Here is a 19,617-nt window from a genome sequence, read left to right as displayed (position 1 = left end):
GTCCGCGCTCCTCACGGCTCGAAGCGGTAGCCCATGCCCGGTTCCGTGATCAGGTGGCGGGGGCGGGAGGGGTCGCGTTCCAGCTTGCGGCGCAGCTGGGCGAGGTAGACGCGCAGGTAGTTGGTCTCCGAGCGGTAGGAGGGGCCCCACACCTCCTGGAGCAGCTGCGTCTGGGTGACCAGGCGGCCGGGGTTGCGGACCAGCACCTCCAGCAGGTGCCACTCGGTCGGGGTGAGCCGCACGTCCGCGCCGTCCGAGCGCACCTTCTTGGCCGCGAGGTCGACGGTGAACGCTTCGGTGGCGATCACGGCCTGGTCCCCGCCGGAGCCGCCCGGCTCGGCCCGCCGCACCGCGGCCCGTAGCCGGGCCAGCAGCTCGTCCATGCCGAACGGCTTGGTCACGTAGTCGTCGGCGCCGGCGTCCAGCGCCTGCACCTTCTCCTTGGAGGCGTGCCGCGCGGACAGCACGATGATCGGCACCCGCGTCCAGCCGCGCAGCCCGCGGATCACCTGGGCGCCGTCCATGTCGGGCAGGCTCAGGTCGAGCAGCACCACATCGGGGTTGTGCGCGGCCGCCAGCCGCAGCGCGCCCGCGCCGTCGGGCGCGGCATCCACCTCGTAGTGGCGCGCCCTGAGGTTGATCACCAGGGCACGTACGAGTTGGGGTTCGTCGTCCACCACCAGGACCCGCGTCATCGTTCGGGCACTGCCTTTCGCCGGTCGGGATCGTTGGCCGCCGCCGGGTCGGGCCCGGCCTCGGGGACGGCGGCGCCGTCCGGCCCGGCGCCGCCGGCGGGAAGGGTGAAGACCATGCTCAGGCCGCCGCCCGGGGTGTCCTCGGCGGTCAGGGTGCCGCCCATGGCCTCGGTGAAGCCGCGGGCGACGGCCAGGCCGAGACCCACGCCGGTGCCCGCGGTGGGCGCGTCGCCGTAGCGCTGGAAGGGCTCGAAGACACGGTCCCTGGCCTCGGCCGGCACCCCCGGGCCGCGGTCGATGACCCGCACCTCCACGCGGGGCCCGGCCGGCAGCGGCAGCGGATCGGCCCTGACCACCACGGGCGCGCCGGGCGGGCTGTACTTGACCGCGTTCTCCACCACGTTGGCCACCGCCCGCTCCAGCAGCCCGGTGTCGGCCCGCACCAGCGGCAGCCCCTCCGGCAGGTCGAGCCGCACGGACGCGGCCGGCACCTCGGCCAGCGCGGCGGGCACCACCTCGTCCAGCGCGATGTCGCGCAGCAGCGGGCTCACCGAGCCGGTGCGCAGCCGGCTCATGTCGAGCAGGTTGCCGATCAGGTGGTTGAGCCGGTCGGCGCCGGTCTCGATCCCGGCCAGCAACTCCGCCTCGTCCTCCGCGCTCCACTCCACCTCGTCCGAGCGCAGCGAGGTGACCGCGGCCTTGATGCCGGCCAGCGGCGTGCGCAGGTCGTGCGAGACAGCGGCCAGAAGCGCGGTGCGGATCCGGTTGGCCTCGGCGAGCCGGCGGGCCTCCTCGGCCTGCTCGGCGAGCCGGCGGCGCTCCAGCAGGGCCGCGGTCTGGGCGGCGAAGGCGACCAGCACCCGGCGGTCCGCGGCGGGCAGCACCCGGCCGCCGAGCGCCAGCACCAGCCGGTCCCCGGCCGGCACCTCCACGTCCGCGTCCTCGGGCGACGCGGCCGGGTGGGCGCCGACCGCAGCCGCGGTCCGCCAGCGGCGCCCCTCGCCGGGCTCGGCCAGCTCCAGCAGCGCCACCGACTCCATCGCGAAGGTCTCGCGGACCCGCTCCAATAGCGCGGGAATGCTGCGGCCCGCGTCCTCCCCGCGCAGCACGCTGCCCGCCAGGTGGCTGAGGATCTCCGACTCGGCCCGGCTGCGGGCCGCCTGCTGGGCGCGGCGGGCCGCGAGGTCCACCACGGAGGCCACCGCGATGCCCACCGCGACGAAGATCGCCAGCGCCAGCAGGTTCTGCGGGTCGGAGATGGTGAAGGTGTGGGTGGGCGGCGCGAAGTAGTAATTGAGCAGCAGCGAGCCCGCCAGCGCCGCGGCGATCGCCGGGAAGACCCCGCCGACCAGGGCCGCGCCCACGGTCAGGGCGAGGAAGAGCAGCAGCGGGGTGATCAGGCCCGGGTCGCCCGAACCCGCCCGCAGCACCAAGGTGAGCAGCGGCGGCCCGGCCAGGCCCAGCAGCCAGCCGCCGACCGCGCGGCTGGTGCCCAGGGAGATCGGCAGCCGCCCCGGCAGCCGGGGCCGCCCCGCCGCGGCGTGCTCGTGGGTGACGATGTGGACGTCGATGTCGCCGGACTCGCGGGCCACCGTGGCGCCGACGCCGGGCCCGAGCGCGTACTGCCACGCCTTGCGGCGGCTGGAGCCGAGGACGATCTGGGTGGCGTCCACCCCACGGGCGAAGTCGAGCATGGCGGCGGGCACGTCGTTGCCGAGCACCGAGTGGTAGCTGCCGCCCAGGTCCTCCACCAGGCGCCGCTGGGCGCCCAGGTCCTTGCCCGAGGCGGCGGCCAGGCCGTCGGAGCGCACGACGTGCACCGCCAGGAGTTCGCTGCCCGAGCCCTTGGCGGCGATGCGGGCCGCCCGCCGTATCAGTGTGGCGCCCTCGGGACCGCCGCTCAGGCCCACCACGATCCGCTCGCGGGCCTGCCAGGCGGCGGCGATGCCGTGCTCGGCCCGGTAGCGCAGCAGGTACTCGTCGACCCGGTCGGCCGTCCACAGCAGCGCCAGCTCGCGCAGCGCCGTGAGGTTGCCGGGACGGAAGTAGTGCGAGAGGGCGGCGTCCACCTTGTCGGGGGCGTAGACGTTGCCGTGCGCCAGGCGGCGGCGCAGCGCCTGCGGGTCCATGTCGACCAGCTCGATCTGGTCGGCGCGGCGCACCACCTCGTCCGGCACCGTCTCGCGCTGCCGCACCCCGGTGATCGCCTCCACCACGTCGCCCAGCGACTCCAGGTGCTGGATGTTGACGGTGGAGACGACATCGATGCCCGCCGCCAGCAACTCCTCGACGTCCTGCCAGCGCTTGGGGTGGCGGCTGCCCGGCACGTTGGTGTGGGCGAGTTCGTCCACCAGGGCGATCCGGGGGCGGCGGGCGAGCACCGCGGCCAGGTCCAGCTCGGTGAAGCGGGCCCCGCGGTGCTCGACCGTACGGCGCGGCACCTGCTCCAGGCCGTCCAGCAGCGCGCGGGTGTGCGGGCGGCCGTGGTCCTCGGCCAGCGCCACGACCACATCGGCGCCGCGCTCGGCCCGGCGGTGGGCCTCGCACAGCATGGCGTAGGTCTTGCCCACGCCGGGGGCGGCGCCCAGGTAGACCCGCAGGCTGCCGCGGGACCCCTGCGGCACCCCGGGCTGCTCGGCACCTTCGGGTACGGCCACCGGACCTGCTTCCTCCGCCCTTCCTCCGCCTCTTGCCGGCTGGACGGCCGGGCCGGACCGGGCCGCCCGGCGAACCGGCCGCCGTGTCGCGGCACCACCGAGCATAGGCCGCGCCGCCCGGCCGGACCCCTTGCGACCAGGGGCGTCAGGGCAATCTTGGCGGCATCTTGATGACACGGGCCGCATGGCAGTACGTCCCCGGCAGGCGATCGGCACACCTCCACGGCCCGCCGCGGCGGCAGGCCGTCAAGAGGCGTTAAGAGGGCGCTAAGACTTCCCGCGGCATCGACCGGATGTCCGATTCGACCCGACTCTGTGCAGTAGTGATGTGGTGGTTCACCACCCTTTCCCGATCGGACTGTCCATGTCGTCGACCACCAACGGCCCGGCAACCGCCGAGCTGCCGGAGAGCTACGGCTACCGGGTGAAGAAGCACCTGCTCGGCAAGCCGCTGGTGACCGAGCAGCTCGGCGCGGAGCGGCTGTCCAACCCGATCGCGCTCGGCGTCCTCGCCTCGGACTGCATCTCCTCCATGGCGTACGGCTCCGAGCAGATGCTGGTGGTGCTCATCCCGGCGATCGGCGTCGCCGCCTTCACCGCGCTGATCCCGCTCACCGCGGCGATCTTGTGCGTGCTGCTCCTGCTGACGCTGTCCTACCGGGACGTGGTCATGGCCTACACCAGGGCCGGCGGGTCGTACGTGGTGGCGCGCGAGAACTTCGGGCCGCGAATAGCCCAGGTCGCCGCCGTGGCCCTGCTCATCGACTACATCGTGACCGTGGCCGTACAGGCGGCGGCCGGCACCGACGCGCTGGTCTCGCTGATCCACCTGCTGTGGGGGGACTCCCGGCTCACCGCCCTGGACCACGACAAGCTGTTCATCACCATCGGCGTGGTGCTCCTGCTGTGCTGGGGCAACCTGCGCGGCATCCGCGAGGCGGGTCGCTCCTTCGCCCTGCCCGCATACCTTTTCATCGCCGCCATGGGCCTGCTGCTGGTCACCGGCTTCACCCGCTTCCTGCTCGGCGACCACTCCCGGATCGACGTGCACACCCCCGGCATGCTCCCGCTCGGCTCCGACACCCACGGCTTCTTCTACGGCGCCTCCCTGCTGATCCTGCTGCGCGCCTTCGCCAACGGGGGCTCCTCGCTCACCGGCCTGGAGGCGATCTCCAACGGGGTGAGCGCGTTCCGGCCCCCGCAAGGGCCCAACGCCCGCCGCACCATGGTCGCGATGTCCTGCATCCTGGGCACCGGCGTGCTCGGCGTCTCGCTGCTGGCGCACATCACCCACGCCACGCCGTTCACCGCGCAGACCCCCACCGTGGTCTCCCAGGAGGCGAGCTGGGCGTTCGGCGGCAGCGCGTTCGGCACCGCGGGCCTGGTCTTCGTCCAGCTCGCCACGGCGCTGATCCTCTACACGGGCGCCAACACCTCCTTCAACGGCTTCCCGTTCCTGGCGAGCTTCGTCGCCGAGGACTCCTTCCTGCCGCGGCAGCTGACCCGGCGCGGGCACCGGCTGGCCTTCTCCAACGGCATCGTGGTGCTCACCGTCGTCTCGCTGGCCCTGCTGATCGCCACCCGCGGCAGCCTGAACGCCCTGGTCGGCCTCTACGCGATCGGCGTCTTCTCCGGCTTCACCATGGCCGGGGCCGGCCTGGTCCGGCACCACCTCACCCGCCGGGACGGCTCCTGGCGGGCGAAGGCGGCGCTCAACGGCCTGGCCTGCGGCGTCTCGCTGCTGGTCGCCCTCATCTTCGCCGTCACCAAGTTCACCGAGGGGGCGTGGATCGTGGTCGTCGTCTTCCCCATCGGCGTGTGGGCGCTGATCAAGGTCAACAAGCGGTACCGGGAGGAGGCCGCGACGCTGGCCGCAGCCGACGCGGACGCGACCCGGCCGACCCCCGCCCGCCAGGTGATGTACGTCCTGGTGGACCGGGTGGACCTGGCCGTGCTCAAGGCGATCCGCTACGCGCGTTCGCTGCGGCCGGCCGAGATCCGGGCGGTGCACATGGTGGTGGACGCGCACGAGGCCAAGCGGCTGGCCGACCAGTGGGCCCGCACCGATGTCGGCGACCTGCCGCTGGAGATGGTCGAGTGCCCGGACCGCCGGATCAGCCGCGCCATCCTGGAGCTGGTCAGCCGCCGCACGGCCGAGCAGCGCGCGCAGGTCACCCTGCTGATCCCGGAGCGCAACTACTCACCCGTCCTGGGCCGCCTCCTCCACCGCCGCACCGCGGACCACATCGCCCGCACGGTCGGCCGCCTCCCGGACGTGGTGGCGACGATCGTCCCGTTCGACGTGACGGAGCCCCACGGGGCGCTGCCGCCGAGGCATGCGGGTGAGGGGGCGCGCTGAAGCTTTTGGGTGCGCTGGGGCTTTTGGGCTCGGCGAGCTGTCGGGTGCGCGTGCGGACGGCGCGCTGAGCCGGCGGCTACGGGGCGGCTCTTCCGTTACGGGGGAGGCTGCGCAGGGGGCTGGCCGCTTACGCGCGAGGGTGCCGTCTTGCGTGTGCGTGTGGGCGCGCTGAGCTGTCGCGTGGGGTCGGTGAGGTGGTGGTTCGGATGCGGGGCAGCTCGGCGAGCTGTTGGGGCGGCGTTGGCGCGGCAAGCCGTCGGGTGCGCGTGGGGGCGGTGCGGTGAGCCGGCGGGTACGCACGAAGGCCGTCCGGGGGATCGACTCCCGCCGGACGGCCTTGCGCTGCCTCCCACCTGCCTCCCACCTCGGCCGCGTCAGCGGCTCACCATCGGTACCAGCGGCCGCGGCCGGCGCCGGACCGCGGGCGAACCAGGAATCCCAGCAGCCACACCACCAGCACCACCAGTGCGATCCACCAGAGGACCTTCACCGCGAAGCCGATGCCGAAGAGCAGCAGCGCGAGAAGAAGTACAACGAGTAGCGGTCCCATGTCGGTCAACCTCCTTCACGGCACCGTCTGCCCCGCCCCGCCCCCACCACACCTGCGTAGAAGCCCACCGCGAAGCGGTAACTGTCCGTGCTCCAGGCAGCACTACGGCCCCCGATTCCGCCGGGGTCGGGCGCCTTGCCCGGTGCCGATTCGCCGTGCTTGCTGCACCTCGGGGAACGTGCCGCTTGCGGCAGGACGTACGAAGGCGCGGGACCCGTCCGGCGTGAAGACCGGAGCTGAGCCGCCGGCGGCCTTGCGGTCGCGCACGGCGGCGATGGCGTCGGACCATGCCGGATCGAGGGCCGGATGCGCGGCGGCGACCTCCTCGGCGAGCGCGCGACGCAGCACGGCGGGTTCAACGGTCACGGGGGTCTCCTGCGTACTGGAGCCGGCCGGTGACGGCACCGAGGATCCTGGGGGGCATGAGCCGGCTCGGGTCACGCGACCCAGTGGGGGCGGGGGGTGGGTGGGGTGGTGGGGGTCGCGGGGAGGGCCGAGGCCAGGCGGCGGGCGGCCTCCTGGAGGGCGGGGGACGGGGCGCTGTACGGAATGCGCAGGCGCTGCTCGAACAGGCCCGGCTCCGTGGCGAAGTAGCCGCCCCCCTCGATGCGGACGCCGAAGGCGAGGGCTCGTTCGGCGAGCGCCGAGGAGACCGGCTCGCCGAGGTCCACCCACAGGGAGAGCCCGCCGGCTGGCTGCCGCCAGGTCCACTGCGGGAAGTGCTCGGCCAGGGCCGAGGAGAGGGCCGCCCGCTGCGCCCGCAGCCGGTCCAGGCGCTGCCCGAGCAGGGAATCGCCGCGGGTGAGCAGGGACAGCGCGAGGAGCTGGTCGAGCACCGAGCCGCCCATGTCGGTGGCGACCCGCTGCCCCGCGAGTTCGGTGACCAGCCGTGCGGGCGCTCGCAGCCAGCCGATCCGCAGCCCCGCCCAGTGCGTCTTGCTCATCGAGCCGATCGTGATCACCTGGGCCGCTCCGCCGGGCGGTGCCAGGGAGGCCATCGGGGGCGCGGGGGCCGTGTCCAGGGCGAGTTCGGCCATCGTCTCGTCCACCACGAGCCAGGTGCCCGCGCGTCGGGCGGCCCGCAGCAGCCGTAGCCGGTCGGCCGGCGGCATGAGGTGCCCGGTCGGGTTCTGGAAGTCCGGGATCAGATAGGCCAGGCGCGGCACCGCCTGCCGCAGGGTGGACTCGGCGATCGCGGTGTCCCAGCCGGCGTCCGTCACGGGGATCGGCACCATCCGCAGCCCCGCGCGCCGCATCGCGTCCAGCGCGTTGGGGTACGACGGGTTCTCCACGGCGACCCGGTCGCCCTGCCGGCACAGCAGCCCGAGGACGAGGCTGAGCGCGTGCTGAGCGCCCGCGGTGACCAGCACCTGCTCGGGCACGGTGGCCAGTCCGCGCCGGGTGAAGCGCTCGGCGACGGCGGCCCGCAACTCCGGCAGGCCGTACGGGTGGTAGCCGGGCGTGGGCGCGTGCTCGGCCACCAGTGGCGCGACTTCGGCGAGGGCGCCGGCCAGCACCTCGCGGTCCAGGCCGGGCGCGGCCCTGGCCAGGTCGATCGCGGTGTCCTCATGCGGGAGCAGCCGGGTGACGCTCTTGGTGCCGCGGCCCTCGGGCAGCTGCGTCCAGGTGCCCGAGCCCTGCCGGCTGCGGGCGAAACCCTCCTCGCGCAGCAGGTCGTAGACCGCCGTCACGGTGGCCCGGCTGATGCCGAGCGCCGCGGCCAGCTCCCGCTCGGCCGGCAGCCGCATGTGCAGCGCTATCCGCCCGTCCAGCACCAACGCGCCAACCGCGCGGGCCAGATGGCGGTAGGCGGGGCGGGCGGCGGCGGGGTCGGGCAGCATCGCGGCGAGCTGCCGGGCGCCCAGCGTCCGGTCGTCGCGCTCCAGCCCGCGCAACGGCGGCGGCACCCGACCGGCCATTTCCCCGGGATTGGCCCTGTGTTCCATGCCAATCACTCTACAGAATCACCCGCATTGGCCTTGACTCGTCCCCTGGAGGCACGTGGTATGGAGCGTCAGCTCACCGACGACTACGAACGGGTACTGCTGCGCCGCCACGAGCAGCGCATCGCCCGGCCCCTGCGCACACCGCGGCCCCGCCCGCACCGCTCCGTCCCGCTCGGCTACGTCAGCCTGCGCGAGCACCCGGGCCGCCGCCTGCCCCAACTCCTCGCCGGACTCGTCCTGTACGGCTTCGGCCTGTCCCTGACCGTGCGGGCCGGCCTCGGCGTGATCCCCTGGAGCGTCCTCAACGAGGGCCTGGAGCGCCACACTCCGCTGAGCTTCGGCATGGCCACCGCGGCGGTCGGCGCCCTGGTCCTGCTGCTGTGGATACCGCTGCGCCAGCGCCCGGCCGTCGGCACGGTGGCCAACATCACCGTCCTCGCCGTGGCCTCCGACCTCGGCCTCCACTTCCTGCCCACCGGCCTGAACACCGCCGCGAGGACCGGCCTGCTGGTCGCCGGCATCCTCATGCTCGGGCTCGCCACCGCGGTCTACGTCGGCGCGCGGCTCGGCCCGGGACCGCGCGACGGCTTGATGACCGGCGCCTCGGCCACCACCGGCCGCTCCCTGCGCCGGGTGCGCACCGGCATCGAACTCGCGGTGCTCGCGGCGGGTTGGGCGCTGGGCGGCGACGTCGGCGTCGGCACGGTGCTCGCCGCGGTCTCCTTCGGCCCCCTCGCCCAGGCGCTGCTGCCGTACGTGGTCTACCGCAGCGAGGCGGAACGGGCCGCGGCCGCGGGTGACGGGGCACCGCCGACAGCCGCACGGCTCCCGGCAGTCGAGCCCTCCTCGGCACCCGCGCCCTCCTCGGCGGCCGAGTTCTCCTCAGCAACCGCACCCTCCTCGGCATCCGCGCCCTCCCCGGCGGCCGACGCGCCTCTCGCCAGCAGCGCCTGAGCCCGCGCCCTTCCGCCAAGCACCAGGCGGGACTTGAGAAGACAGATCGCCATGTCGACTCATCCGGGCATGCCGCACAAGCTGTTGCCTCCGGGCCGACGAGCCGACCCGCTACGGCTTCCGGGCCGGCGAGCCGACCGCTACGGCCTACGGACTCCCGTGGATCGCACGCAGGGCACCCCACCACCCGCGACGGCACCCGCGTCGGCCACCCCCCCCGGCTCACATCCCCGTCGTCACGCCCCCGCCTTCGCCGGGACCCCGCGCCGCAGCACCCGGTCGGCCAGCGTGCCGCGCGAGGTGAGCTGCGCGGCGACCTCGCGGGCCGGGCCCACCATCTGCTCCTGCAACCGCCGTGCCACATCCAGGTGGTCGGCCGTCCAGATCACCCGGACCGCCGTGGCGGTGCCCTCGCCGCCGCTCCCGGCCAGGTCACGCCGTACGGCCTCCAGCAGGCGGCCGTCGGCACCCGCGCCCCCGGCCGGCCGCGGCGGCACCGGCCCCTGCCCGGCGAGCGCGCGGGACGCCTGCCGGAACCAGTCGCACACGTCGGCGGCCATCCGCAGCACCTCCAGCCGTACCCGCGTACGGTCGCCGCCCGCCGTGCCGTCCTCGTGCCGCCACAGGTCGAGCACCGCGTCCGCGGTCAGCCGCAGCACGGCCACCGCCGTCAGCAGCACCGTGACGTCGGCCAGCGGCAGGTGCTTGGTGCCGCGCTCGGCAAGGAAGCCGCGGAAGGCGTCGTCCAGCCGCCGTGCCGCCGCGGCCGCCGCACGCCGCTCGGCCTCCGGCAGCGAGCCGCCGGGCACGCCCGGGTCGCAGCGGGCGATCCCGTACTCCACGCTGCGCCGCAGGTAGCGCGCGCTGTCGCCGACCGCGTCGGACATCGCCCGGCCGAGCGCGGCGCCCGCCCCGCGCGGCCAGAACAGCGCCCCCACGCCGACGCTCACCGCGCAGCCGATCGCCATGTCCTCGAAGCGCACCAGGCCGATCGACCAGCCGGAGGGCGCGATGATGTCGAAGAGGATCAGCAGCACCGCGGTGAAGCCCGCCTGCCCGGCGGCGAACGAGATCGCCGCGGGCGCGAGCCCGGCGAAGAACAGCGCGAGCGGCAGCAGCAGCCACAGCGCGGTGGTGTCCGAGCCGACCGCCGACAGGATGCCGCCGCCGATGAGGATGCCCACCACCGTGCCCAGCAGCGCCCGCAGCGCGTTCTGGCCGGTGAGCAGCGCGCTGGAGCGCAGCACCGCCAGCGTGCCGAAGGCCACCCAGAACGAGTGCTGCACCCCGGTCAGCGCCGCCACCAGCACCGCGAGGCCCAGCGCGACGGCGCCGCGCAGGCTGTTGTGCAGCCACACCGAGTGCGCCTCCACGTGCGCGCCCGCCCGCTCCTGCGCGCTCGACAGCTGCCCGGCCAGGCCCGAACTGCCGCGCCCCAGCGCCCGCCGCCACCAGGGGCGGTTGCGCGCGGCGACACCCAGCGCGATGTTGCCCGCGATCGCCGTCACGGCGGCCGCCGCCTCCTGCGCGCGGAAGCCGGGCTCCAGCGAGCTGACGAAACCGGCGACGTCCGGCGAGGGACCGGGGCCCGCGCCAGAAGGGGCGGCGACCGCCATCGCGGCCTGCTCCATCGCCGTACGGGCCTGCCGCAGCTCCGCCAGGTCCCGCCGGAAGCCCTCCGGGTCGGTGTCCGACGCCTCCAGCCGCCGCGTCGCCCGCTCCAGCAGGTCCGCGGCGGACGCCTTGGCGCCGCGCACCGCGGCGTGCGAGGGCGAGGCCGGGCCGTCGACGGGAGTACGGTCCAGGATCGCCTCCAGCCACGCCACCTCGTCCACCAGCCGCACCATGGCACGTGCCTCGGTGCTCAGGCCCGTCGGGCGGTACGGGGTGGCGAAGAACGTCCTGCGCAGGGCGGTCGCGGCCTCGGCGGCCTCCTCGGACGGTGCGGCCCGGCCGGCGGGGACGTGGCCGCGGTCCACGCGGTCCGCCTCGGCCCGCAGCCGCCGGGCCAGCAGCGCGCAGGCCCTGATGACGGCCGCGCGCAGCGGGTCGCGGGCGGGCGCGGGCCACAGCAGGGTGACCGCGACGACCGAGGCGGCGCCCGCCATCGCGTAGCCGGCCAGCCGGTCCGGGATGCCGGAGACGGGCCCCTTCAGCGACACCGAGAGCACGAAGGTGGCCAGCATCGCGGTCGAGGCGGTGGCGAGCACCGAACTGACCACGCCGGAGAAGAGGATGAGGAAGGCGACCGCGAGCGTGGCCGGGCCCGCCGACCACGCCGAGCGCGAGGCGAGCGTGCCGAGGGTGACCAGGACGAGCCCGGCCGCCACGAGCGCGCTCTGCGCGGCCAGCCGGTCCTTGCGGGGGCCGCCGAAGTCGACGAAGAGCAGCAGCGCGATCGAGCCGAAGGAGGAGAACAGGGCCGTCATCGGGTTGCCGATCACCTCGGTGCCCAAGGCGAACAGCCCCGGCGCCACGATCGCCGCCCGGCCCGCCCGGCGCAGGGCCGCCAGTCCGGCGTCGCGCGTACGCAGGGTGCGCAGCGCCTTGCGCACGACCTCCACGGGCACCCCCTCGGCTCCCTCGGCAACCCGCCGGCCCGCCCCGGCCGACCGCCGCAGGGCCCGCGCCGGCAGAAGCCCAGCATGTCATTGCCCCGGGCCCGGTGCAGTACCGCCGCGGGGGTTGCGGCATTGCGGTGCCCGTCCGCTTCCGGCGGGACACCGCTCAACGCCCGCCGCCGCCCGCCGCCGCCCGCTCCTCGTACACCTCCGGCAGGCCGAACCTCGCGATGAGGGACGGGGTGGCGAAGACGGTGATGCGGGTGATGCGGTGGGACGTCGGGGACGGGGTGAGGACGGCGACGCCGAAGGCGCGGTGGGTGCCGTCCGGGGCCCGCAGGTAGGCCGCCGCGGCGGGCAGGCCGTTGGCCGCGGTGGGGACCATGCGCCAGTCGCCGGGCGCGCCCAGACCCGCGGCCGCCTGCGAGGCGGCGTCGCTGCCGGCGTACCAGCGGGGCGAGGGCGGCAGCTCCAGCGCCACGTCCTCGGCGAGCAGCTGCCGCAGGGCCACCGGGTCGGAGCGGACGAACGCCTCGACGTAGCGATCGAGCAGGTCCCGCACCCGCGGGTCGTCCGGCTCGGCCACCGACTCGGGCGCCGGCGCGGCCTCCTCCAGGCGGGCCCGGGCCCGTTGCAGCGCGCTCTTCACGGCGGTCGTCGTGGTGCCCAGGATCTCGGCGGCCTCCGCCGCCGGGAAGGCGAGCACGTCCCGCAGCAGCAGCACCGCGCGCTGCCGGGCGGGCAGGTACTGCAGCCCCGCCACCAGCGCCAGCCGCAGGCTCTCGCGGGCGACCGCGGTCGCCTCCGGGTCGGCCGAACCGGCGCCGACCAGCGCGTCGGGCACCGGCTGCAGCCATACCGCCGCGTCGGCCGCAAGACCGCCGTCCTCGCCGGGCGCGCCGAGCCCGGAGGGCAACTGGCGCCGGGCGCCGTGCCGCAGGGCGGTCAGGCACGCGTTCGTGGCGATGCGGTAGAGCCACGTCCGCAGCGACGCGCGGCCCTCGAACCCCCCGTACGACCGCCACGCCCGCAGGTACGTCTCCTGCACCAGGTCCTCCGCGTCGTCCACGGAACCGACCATCCGGTAGCAGTGCGCCAGCAGCTCCCGCCGGAACGGCTCGGCCACGGCCCCGAACTCGGCGGACTCCGGCATCCCGGTCACTCCTTCCTGAGGCGGGCCGCCCGTCACAGGCCCAGGTGGGGGCGGAGCCAGTGGGCGAGGCGGGCGATCGCCTCGTCGGCCTCCGGGGCGCGGCCCGCCATCATCTGGAAACTGTGCTGCATGCCGGCGAACACGTCGAGCCGGGCCGGCACGCCGGCCTTCTCGGCGACGGCCACCAGGCGGCGGCTGTCGTCCAGCAGCATCTCCTGGTCGCCGACCTGGGCGTAGAGGGGGCCGAAGCCCGACAGGTCGGCGAAGAGCGCGTTGGCCAGGGGGGCGCGCGGGTCCGTCCCGGCCAGGTAGCCCGCGGCCATCCCAGCGACCCAGGGGCGGTTGAACAGGGCGTCGGACTCCTCGTTGGCCGCCATGGAGGCACCCTCTCCCGCCATGTCGACCCACGCCGACATCAGCACGGTCGCGGCGGGCAGGGGCAGGCCGCGCTCGCGGGCGTGCAGTTGGGCGGTCAGCGCCAGGGCGCCGCCCGCCGAGTCCCCGGCGAAGGCGATGTGCCGCGCAGGGACGCCCCGCCCGAGCAGCCACTCGTACGCGGCGAGGGTCTGCTCGACCGGGAGCGGGTAGGCGCCGCCGGCCGGGAGCAGCGTGTAGTCCACCGACAGGGCCCGCACCCCGGCGGCCTTGGCCAGGTGGGCGAACATCTTGCGGTGGCTGAAGACGGAGCCGGAGACGAAGCCGCCGCCGTGCAGGCAGAGCAGGACCCGGTGCGGTCCGGCCTCCGCGTCCTGCGCGCCCTCCGCGGCGAGCGCGGCTTCGGTGGGCCGTACCGCGTCTGCGGCCGGTGCGGGTTCCGCCGCCCGCGCGGTTTCCGCCGGTTCCCCGATTCCCTTCGGCACCGCCCACAGCGCGGGCACCCCGCCCGCGTCCTCCTCCAGGTAGTCCACTCCGCGCGGCTCCGCGGTCAGGACGTCCCACTGGTCCTGGTCGCGCACCGGCTCGTCCTCGCCCGGCCCGGCCAGCCATGTGCGGTAGATCCGGCCCACGGCTGCTGACTGCGTGCTCGGCATCGTTCTCGGCCACCTTCGTCTCGTACGGTCCTTGCCCCCGTACTGACCGGTGGCGGCCCGCGAAGGAATCGGCGGCGACGGGAGTAGCGGCAGAAAGCGCGGGGGGGCCGCACCCTGGCAACGGGTGCGGCCCCCTTTCACGGGCTCCTCGCGAGCGAGCCGAAGGCCTACGAGACGGTCACGCTCACCTGCGCCTTCTCGGCGGCCGTGCCCGTCGGGTCGGTCGCGCTCGCGGTCAGGGTGTGCGCGCCCGCGGACAGCGCGGCGCCGGCCGTGCAGCTCCACGTCCCGTCGTCACCGGCGGTCGCCGTGCACACGGTGCTGCCGCCGTCCGCCACGGTCACCGACGCGTCGGGCTCGGCGGTGCCGGCCACCGTCGGCGTGGCGGTCACCTGGCCGCCCGCGGCGGGCGAAACGATGGTGACCGGCGGGGCGAAGGCCGCGGTGTCGGGCACCCCGTCGCCGGTGATCTTCACCGACACGCTGTGCACGGTCACCTGGCCGCCGCCGTTGCGCAGCCGGAAGTCGGCGCCGGAGTGCTCCTGCCCGCCGAAGTAGGCGTCGGCGGCGGTCACCGTGGCCGTCTTCCAGGTGTTGGAGCCGGTCAGCGGGATGCTCGCGGTGGACTTGTACGGGTCCGAGGTGCCGTCGTCGTAGTGCACGGCGAAGGAACCGGTGCCCTGGTCGTAGTACGAGATGGTGAACGTCGCCGCGTAGTCGCCGGCGTGGGCGACGGTGTCGTCGATGTCGAAGTAGATGTTGCTCTGGGTGCTGGTGCGGGCCGACAGGCCGTCGATCACCGAGGCGGTGGTCGGGCCGTCGAAGCCGCCGGAGGGCTTCTCGTCCTCGCTGAGGCCGTAGGCGTGGTTGGTGGCGCCGACCACCGCGCCCACGACGGCGGTGCCCGGCGGCAGGTCGGAGGCGTCGAAGCTGACGGCCGCCGACGCGTCACCGGTGACGCCGCTGGGGTCGGTCGCGGTGGCGGTGATGGTCTGCCGGCCCGCGGGCAGGCCGCCGGCCGGGGCGCAGGACCAGGCGCCGCTGTCGTCGGCGGTCGCCGTGCACAGCGCGTTCTGGCCCTCGTGGACGGTGACGGCGGCGTCCGGCACCGAGGTGCCCGTGACGGGGGAGGCGAGCTTGACGGTCGCCCCGCCGCGCGGGCTGGTGATCGCCGGGGCCGGCGGGAAGAGCCTGGCGGTGTGCACCCAGGGCCCGGTGGCGGTCACCGCGACGCTGTGGACGCTGAGTTGCGTGCCCGCGTGCAGCCGCAGGTCGGCGCCGCCGGCCTCCAGGCCGCCGAAGTAGGCGCCGGACAGGGCGAGATGGGCGGTCTTCCAGGTGCGGGAGTCCCGCAGGGTGATGGTGCCCGCCTGGTGGTAGGCGTCCTTGGTCCCCGCGTCGTACTGCACGGCGACCGTGCCGGTGCCCGCGTCGAAGTACGAGACGTCCACGGCGGCGTCGTAACTGCTGGTCGCCGCGACGTCGTCGGCGATGTCGAAGGACAGATCGCCGCCGGTGGCCGCGGTGGTGCGCGCGGTCAGGCCGGAGACGTCGGCCGCGGTGCCGGCGGCGCCGACCTGGGAGAGGCCGTGGTCGTCGTTCGCCGTGCCGAGGACGGTGCCCACCGTCGCGGTGCCCGACTGCGCCGCCTTGTCCAGGCCGAGCTGGACACCGCCCAGGTGCTTGGCGGCAGTTGCGGCCCGGCCGGTCACCGGCGCGTACGGCAGGGCCTTGGCGCCGGCCTGCCGCAGCAGGTACGAACTGCCCTTGCGGGCCTGCACGGTGAGCAGCGCGGCGCTGCTCGGCCCGGTCACCTTGTGGCCGGTGCGGCCGTCGACGACCTCGACCTGCTTGCCCGGCCACGGGTTCTGCACCGTCAGCCGGCCCGAGGTGCCCGCCTCGATGGCGGCGGTCGTCAACTGCCCGCCCTGCACCTGGACATCCGCCTTGTCGCCGGCCTGGAGGTAGACGCTGCCGCTGCCGTTCCAGTCGCTCGGCCAGGCCGGGGCGAAGCGGACGATGCCGTCGTAGTCCTGCGCCAGCGCCTCGTCCACCGCGGTGGCCGCGCCGGACTCCTGCTCGATGTAGGGCTGGAAGCCGACGCTGTTGCCCAGGTCGGCGAAGCCGTTGGGGTAGACCTGGTGGCCTTCGGTCAGCGAGATCAGGTTGCTGCGGACCTCGGCGGGGTTCTGCAGCCGGGCCGCGTCGATGGCGTCCATCGACCAGTCGTTGCCGCCCTTGTTGGGTCGGTGGGCGTAGGAGCGCTGCTCCAGCGAGAAGAGGTTGGCGTCCTGGTCGCTGACGGTGTTCCACGGCCACAGCGGCTCGAGTTCGATGTTCTCGCCGTTGCGGCGCTGGGCCGCCGGCTCGTACGAGATCGCGATCATGTCGGTGCCGGTCGCGTCGGCGGCCTGCGTCTCGGCCGCGGTGTAGTCGGGGTTGAGCAGTTGGGTGCGGGTGGCCTGGTCGGTCCGCGGGTACGGCGGGATCTGCTTCCGCGCCTGGGCGACGCGCGCGACGAGGCCCGCGTCGGCGCCGCGGGCGGTGCCGAGCACCTCGGCGGCCTGCCCGATGATCGGGAACACCGCCTGGTCCAGGGCGATGTCGGTGGTCGGGTCCTGCACGGCCCACTGCGTCTCGTGCGCGTTGGCGTTGGCGTGCAGCAGGCCGTCCTTGCCGACGGTCTGGTACGCGAGCTGGAACTCCACGACCGACTTCATGAACGGCCAGTAGCGCTTCAGTGCCGCCTTGTCGCCGGTGGCCTGGTACTGCTCCCACATGTAGAGCGCGACCTCGGGGCCGCTGGAGATGTCCAGGGCGTTCCAGTTGGGGCTGCCGGGTTCGCTGCACGAGCCGTTCTCGCCGACGCCCGGGGATATGCCGTTGCCGTTGAAGCGCATCGTCTCCGGCAGGCAGGCGCCGGGCAGGCCGCCCATCTGCTGCTTCGTCCACGCCTCGATCGCGGGCAGGTCGGCGGCGTACATGTCGAAGATCGGGGTGTTCAGGGCGTAGTTGCCGCTGCTCATGTTCGCGGAGATCTGGGTGCGCAGGTTCCACAGCCAGTACGCCGAGGGGGTCCAGGTCTGCTGGTCCTTCGCCCAGGCGAACATGTCGGCCTCGCCGGCCTGGCTGCCGGGGTAGATGCCCTTCTTCATCGACGCCGCCTCCTCGTAGAGGTAGAGCGTGCGCAGGTTCTCGATGTAGGCGGCGCTGCCGTCGGCGGAGTCCATGGTGACCAGCCCTGAGTGCGTCCAGAAGTCGCTCCACCAGTGGTTCTGGGCGGTCAGCAGGGCCTGCTCGCTCGCGGTGGCGTCGCGGCCGATCAGGGCGGCGGCGGTGGTGGCCGGGGTGTGGCGGGCGTCGCCGCCGGTCCAGGCGGGGGAGCCGACGACGACGCGGAAGGTGCCGTCGCGCTTGGGCTTGAAGGCGACCTCGACCTGGGTCGGGCTCGCGACGCTCGCGGTGACGTCGCGTCCGCCGGCGGTGAGGGCGGCCAGCGAGCCGAAGGTCTTGCCGGTGCCGATGGGCGGGGCCTGGTCGGACCAGGTCTCGGCGAGGGTGCCGGTGGTGCCGCTGACGGCGGCGGTGGGCTTGCGGGGGGACCACAGGCTGACGGTGGCGGTCTGGGTGCGGTCGGGGTCGGCGCCGGAGACGTCCACCACGAGTTCGTCCTTGCCGGTGGCGACCCAGGCGGTGAGCGACATGCCGCCGCCGGACTCGTGCAGCACACCGTCGGTCAGGTCGAGGCGGCCGGAGAAGTCGGCGGCGTGCGAGATCACCGACAGGCCGGGGATGGTGAGTTGGCCGGGGGACTTGCGGTCGGGCATCGTGTCGGAGCGGTTGAGCTGGGCGGTGAAGCCGTTCTGGGCCCAGGCGGCGACGCCGAGCGAGCCGTTGCCCAGCGGCATGGAGGCGGTGGGGTCGGTGTTGGGGGCGCCGAGGACGAGGTCGGAGCGGCTGACGACGCTGTGCGGGTCTAGGTGGAACTGGCCGTTCTGCCAGGCGGTGGTCTGCTGGGGTGGGCTGTCGGCTCCGGCGGGGCCGGAGCCGACCATGACGAAGCCGGCGAGCGCGGCCAGCAGCGCGGACCAGAGCGCGAGTGCCCGGCGCAGCGGGCTGCGCCGGGATGCCGGCCCGGATGCCCGCCGGTGTGCCCGCCGGGAGCGGGGGTTGATGTGCACGATGCCCTCCAGGGCGGATGCGTCGCCCGGCCGCGTTCTCCTCCACGCGACCCGTAGCGCAGTGCTCCGATGTATACGCACCCCTGCGGGCACATGTCGGCGACGTCGTGGACCAATCGTGGGGAGGCGTCACGTAACATCGGACGACTGTCGTTGTAATGCATGTGTGGTCCTGGCGTAAAGAGCCGTGCAGAAGCCAACCGGAAAGGTCCGCAGCAGAGTTGTCAGGGCCCCCTGTTCGTACGGGCCCCGCCCCTTCGGTGACCGGGTTCGCTACGGAGCCGGCCGCGGGGCCCGCACTCAGGGCGCGGGGCGGTGCGGCCGGCGGGGGAACGGTGCGTTGGGATCAGGCGCGGGGTGCGGACTCTGTCAGCCCGGTCGGCGGATACCGGACTGGGCCACCAGCGCGGTGAGGGCGGCGCGAACGAGCTGGTGCACATCCCCGGCAGAGGGCGGTGCGGCGTGTTGCCCAGCCGCGTGGTGCCGCTCCCACGCCGAGCGGCCGCACGGTAACCCCTGCCCGTACGGGTACCGTTCTGGTGTCAAAGCAGAACGGAGTTCGACCTGGTCGACCATGGTGAGCGGTACGCGGTCGAGTGCGGTACCTACTGCCTCAAAAGGTACCGGGCCGTAGCCTCGAGGTACGACATGCTCGCAGTTCGCGACGAGACCACCGTCCTTGTCGCGGCTATCAATGAGTGGCTGTAACCAGGCGGCTCAGCACGGGAAGCACACCCCGCAGGTCGTCGTCGTCCACCGCGACGGTCGCCGCCACGCGCGCTCCTGCCGATGCGTTGAACGCCACACTCAACCCGACGGATGCGAACAGTGGCAGGTCGGAGCGGCTGTCTCCGACTGCCGCGCACGAGCGGGGAGTCAGCCCCAGCTCTCGCGCCTGAGCGAGGGCGAAATCTCGTTTCCTGTACTCGTCGAAGTGACGGGCGACCCGGCCTGTGAATCGGCCGTCGGCGATCTCCAGTCGAGGTCCGCTGAACGCGTGGAAGCCAAAGCGGTCAGTCAGGTAGCTGCCCACTGGCGACCAGGCGAGGGTTGCCAGTATCGGCACCAACCCGTTTTGCCAACACCAGGCCACAGTCTCCGGGATGCCCGAGATCACGGGAAGCCCGTCGAGCCAGCCAGAGAGCTGATCTTCGGAAACCCCCGCCCAGCCCGCGGCATCCAGCTCGGAGACCTGGCGATTGTCCAGGACACCCGAGGCGTAGGCGCCCTCGGCCTTGGTCAACTCCTCCCGATGGCCAAGGAAGCCAGCCAGAAAGACCGACGAACTCGTACCTGGGACGAGGGTGCCATCGACATCGAAGAACACGGCGCCCGCATGATCGGATGAGAACACCGGCCAAGAATGCCACTGGTACACACGAGGTCGAGGGTGTCCCCTTGCACTTCCGATACACCCTTAGCAGACCACCACCCAAGCCGCGGGTTGCACCATCACATGCAACTCCCCGCTGTCGCACGCCGACAAGCTGAGCGTCACCAGGCCCCGCGCCCACACAAGCGGCCGCGGCG

At 74.1% G+C, this 19,617-nt stretch carries 12 protein-coding genes; 2 read left to right on the top strand and 10 right to left on the bottom strand.

All coding sequences use genetic code 11. The features are described 5' to 3' along the window. Window positions 1-11 precede the first annotated feature (11 nt). Window positions 12-695, bottom strand: coding sequence for a response regulator (locus BLR33_RS24420; protein WP_093786724.1), 684 nt, complete (start codon window positions 693-695; stop codon window positions 12-14). Continuing rightward, entirely contained in the window at window positions 692-3,352 is a 2,661-nt protein-coding gene (locus tag BLR33_RS24415; RefSeq protein WP_245771630.1) for a sensor histidine kinase, read from the bottom strand. The genes BLR33_RS24420 and BLR33_RS24415 overlap by 4 nt, the downstream gene beginning before the upstream one ends. Window positions 3,353-3,716: 364 nt before the next feature. On the opposite strand from BLR33_RS24415, the gene BLR33_RS24410 reads away from it, so the two are divergent. After that, window positions 3,717-5,711 (top strand): APC family permease, encoded by a 1,995-nt coding sequence (locus BLR33_RS24410; RefSeq protein WP_093786722.1) that lies wholly within the window; start codon window positions 3,717-3,719, stop codon window positions 5,709-5,711. A 382-nt stretch (window positions 5,712-6,093) separates the two neighbouring features. Here the strand turns inward: BLR33_RS24410 and BLR33_RS24405 are convergent, their stop codons facing one another. The 3 genes from BLR33_RS24405 to yczR all read right to left on the bottom strand — a co-directional run bounded on the left by BLR33_RS24405 (window position 6,094) and on the right by yczR (window position 8,207). Then, the gene (locus tag BLR33_RS24405) at window positions 6,094-6,261 is read right to left on the bottom strand and encodes a hydrophobic protein (RefSeq protein ID WP_093786721.1); all 168 of its coding nucleotides are present in this window, start codon (window positions 6,259-6,261) and stop codon (window positions 6,094-6,096) included. Window positions 6,262-6,363: 102 nt separating this feature from the next. Further along, a complete protein-coding gene (locus BLR33_RS24400; RefSeq protein ID WP_093786720.1) occupies window positions 6,364-6,627 on the bottom strand; it encodes a hypothetical protein in 264 nt (87 codons plus the stop codon). A 71-nt stretch (window positions 6,628-6,698) separates the two neighbouring features. Continuing rightward, entirely contained in the window at window positions 6,699-8,207 is a 1,509-nt protein-coding gene (gene yczR, locus BLR33_RS24395; protein WP_322987190.1) for a MocR-like transcription factor YczR, read from the bottom strand. A 60-nt stretch (window positions 8,208-8,267) separates the two neighbouring features. On the opposite strand from yczR, the gene yczE reads away from it, so the two are divergent. After that, window positions 8,268-9,161 carry a membrane protein YczE gene (gene yczE, locus BLR33_RS35655; protein ID WP_218136693.1) on the top strand — a complete coding sequence of 298 codons (894 nt, stop codon included), beginning with the start codon at window positions 8,268-8,270 and terminating at the stop codon, window positions 9,159-9,161. A gap of 236 nt (window positions 9,162-9,397) precedes the next feature. On the opposite strand, the gene BLR33_RS36770 is transcribed toward yczE, so the two are convergent. The 5 genes from BLR33_RS36770 to BLR33_RS24360 form a co-directional block, all read right to left on the bottom strand. Beyond that, a complete protein-coding gene (locus BLR33_RS36770) occupies window positions 9,398-11,731 on the bottom strand; it encodes an FUSC family protein (protein ID WP_218136692.1) in 2,334 nt (777 codons plus the stop codon). 157 nt (window positions 11,732-11,888) lie between these two features. Then, window positions 11,889-12,875, bottom strand: coding sequence for an RNA polymerase subunit sigma-70 (locus BLR33_RS24380; protein ID WP_093786718.1), 987 nt, complete (start codon window positions 12,873-12,875; stop codon window positions 11,889-11,891). Window positions 12,876-12,907: 32 nt separating this feature from the next. Beyond that, window positions 12,908-13,906, bottom strand: a complete 999-nt coding sequence (locus tag BLR33_RS24375) for an alpha/beta hydrolase (protein WP_176930430.1) — start codon at window positions 13,904-13,906, stop codon at window positions 12,908-12,910. A gap of 167 nt (window positions 13,907-14,073) precedes the next feature. After that, window positions 14,074-18,087, bottom strand: coding sequence for an Ig-like domain-containing protein (locus BLR33_RS24370; protein WP_093786716.1), 4,014 nt, complete (start codon window positions 18,085-18,087; stop codon window positions 14,074-14,076). 691 nt (window positions 18,088-18,778) lie between these two features. Further along, window positions 18,779-19,441: an HAD family hydrolase gene (locus tag BLR33_RS24360; RefSeq protein WP_093786815.1), complete on the bottom strand. Its 663-nt coding sequence runs from the start codon at window positions 19,439-19,441 to the stop codon at window positions 18,779-18,781. Between the last annotated feature and the right edge of the window lie 176 nt (window positions 19,442-19,617).

This window comes from Actinacidiphila guanduensis (assembly GCF_900103985.1).
Taxonomy (GTDB): Bacteria; Actinomycetota; Actinomycetes; order Streptomycetales; family Streptomycetaceae; genus Actinacidiphila; species Actinacidiphila guanduensis.
Note: the sequence above shows the minus strand (reverse complement) of the source record. Positions and strands in the feature narration are given on the sequence as shown.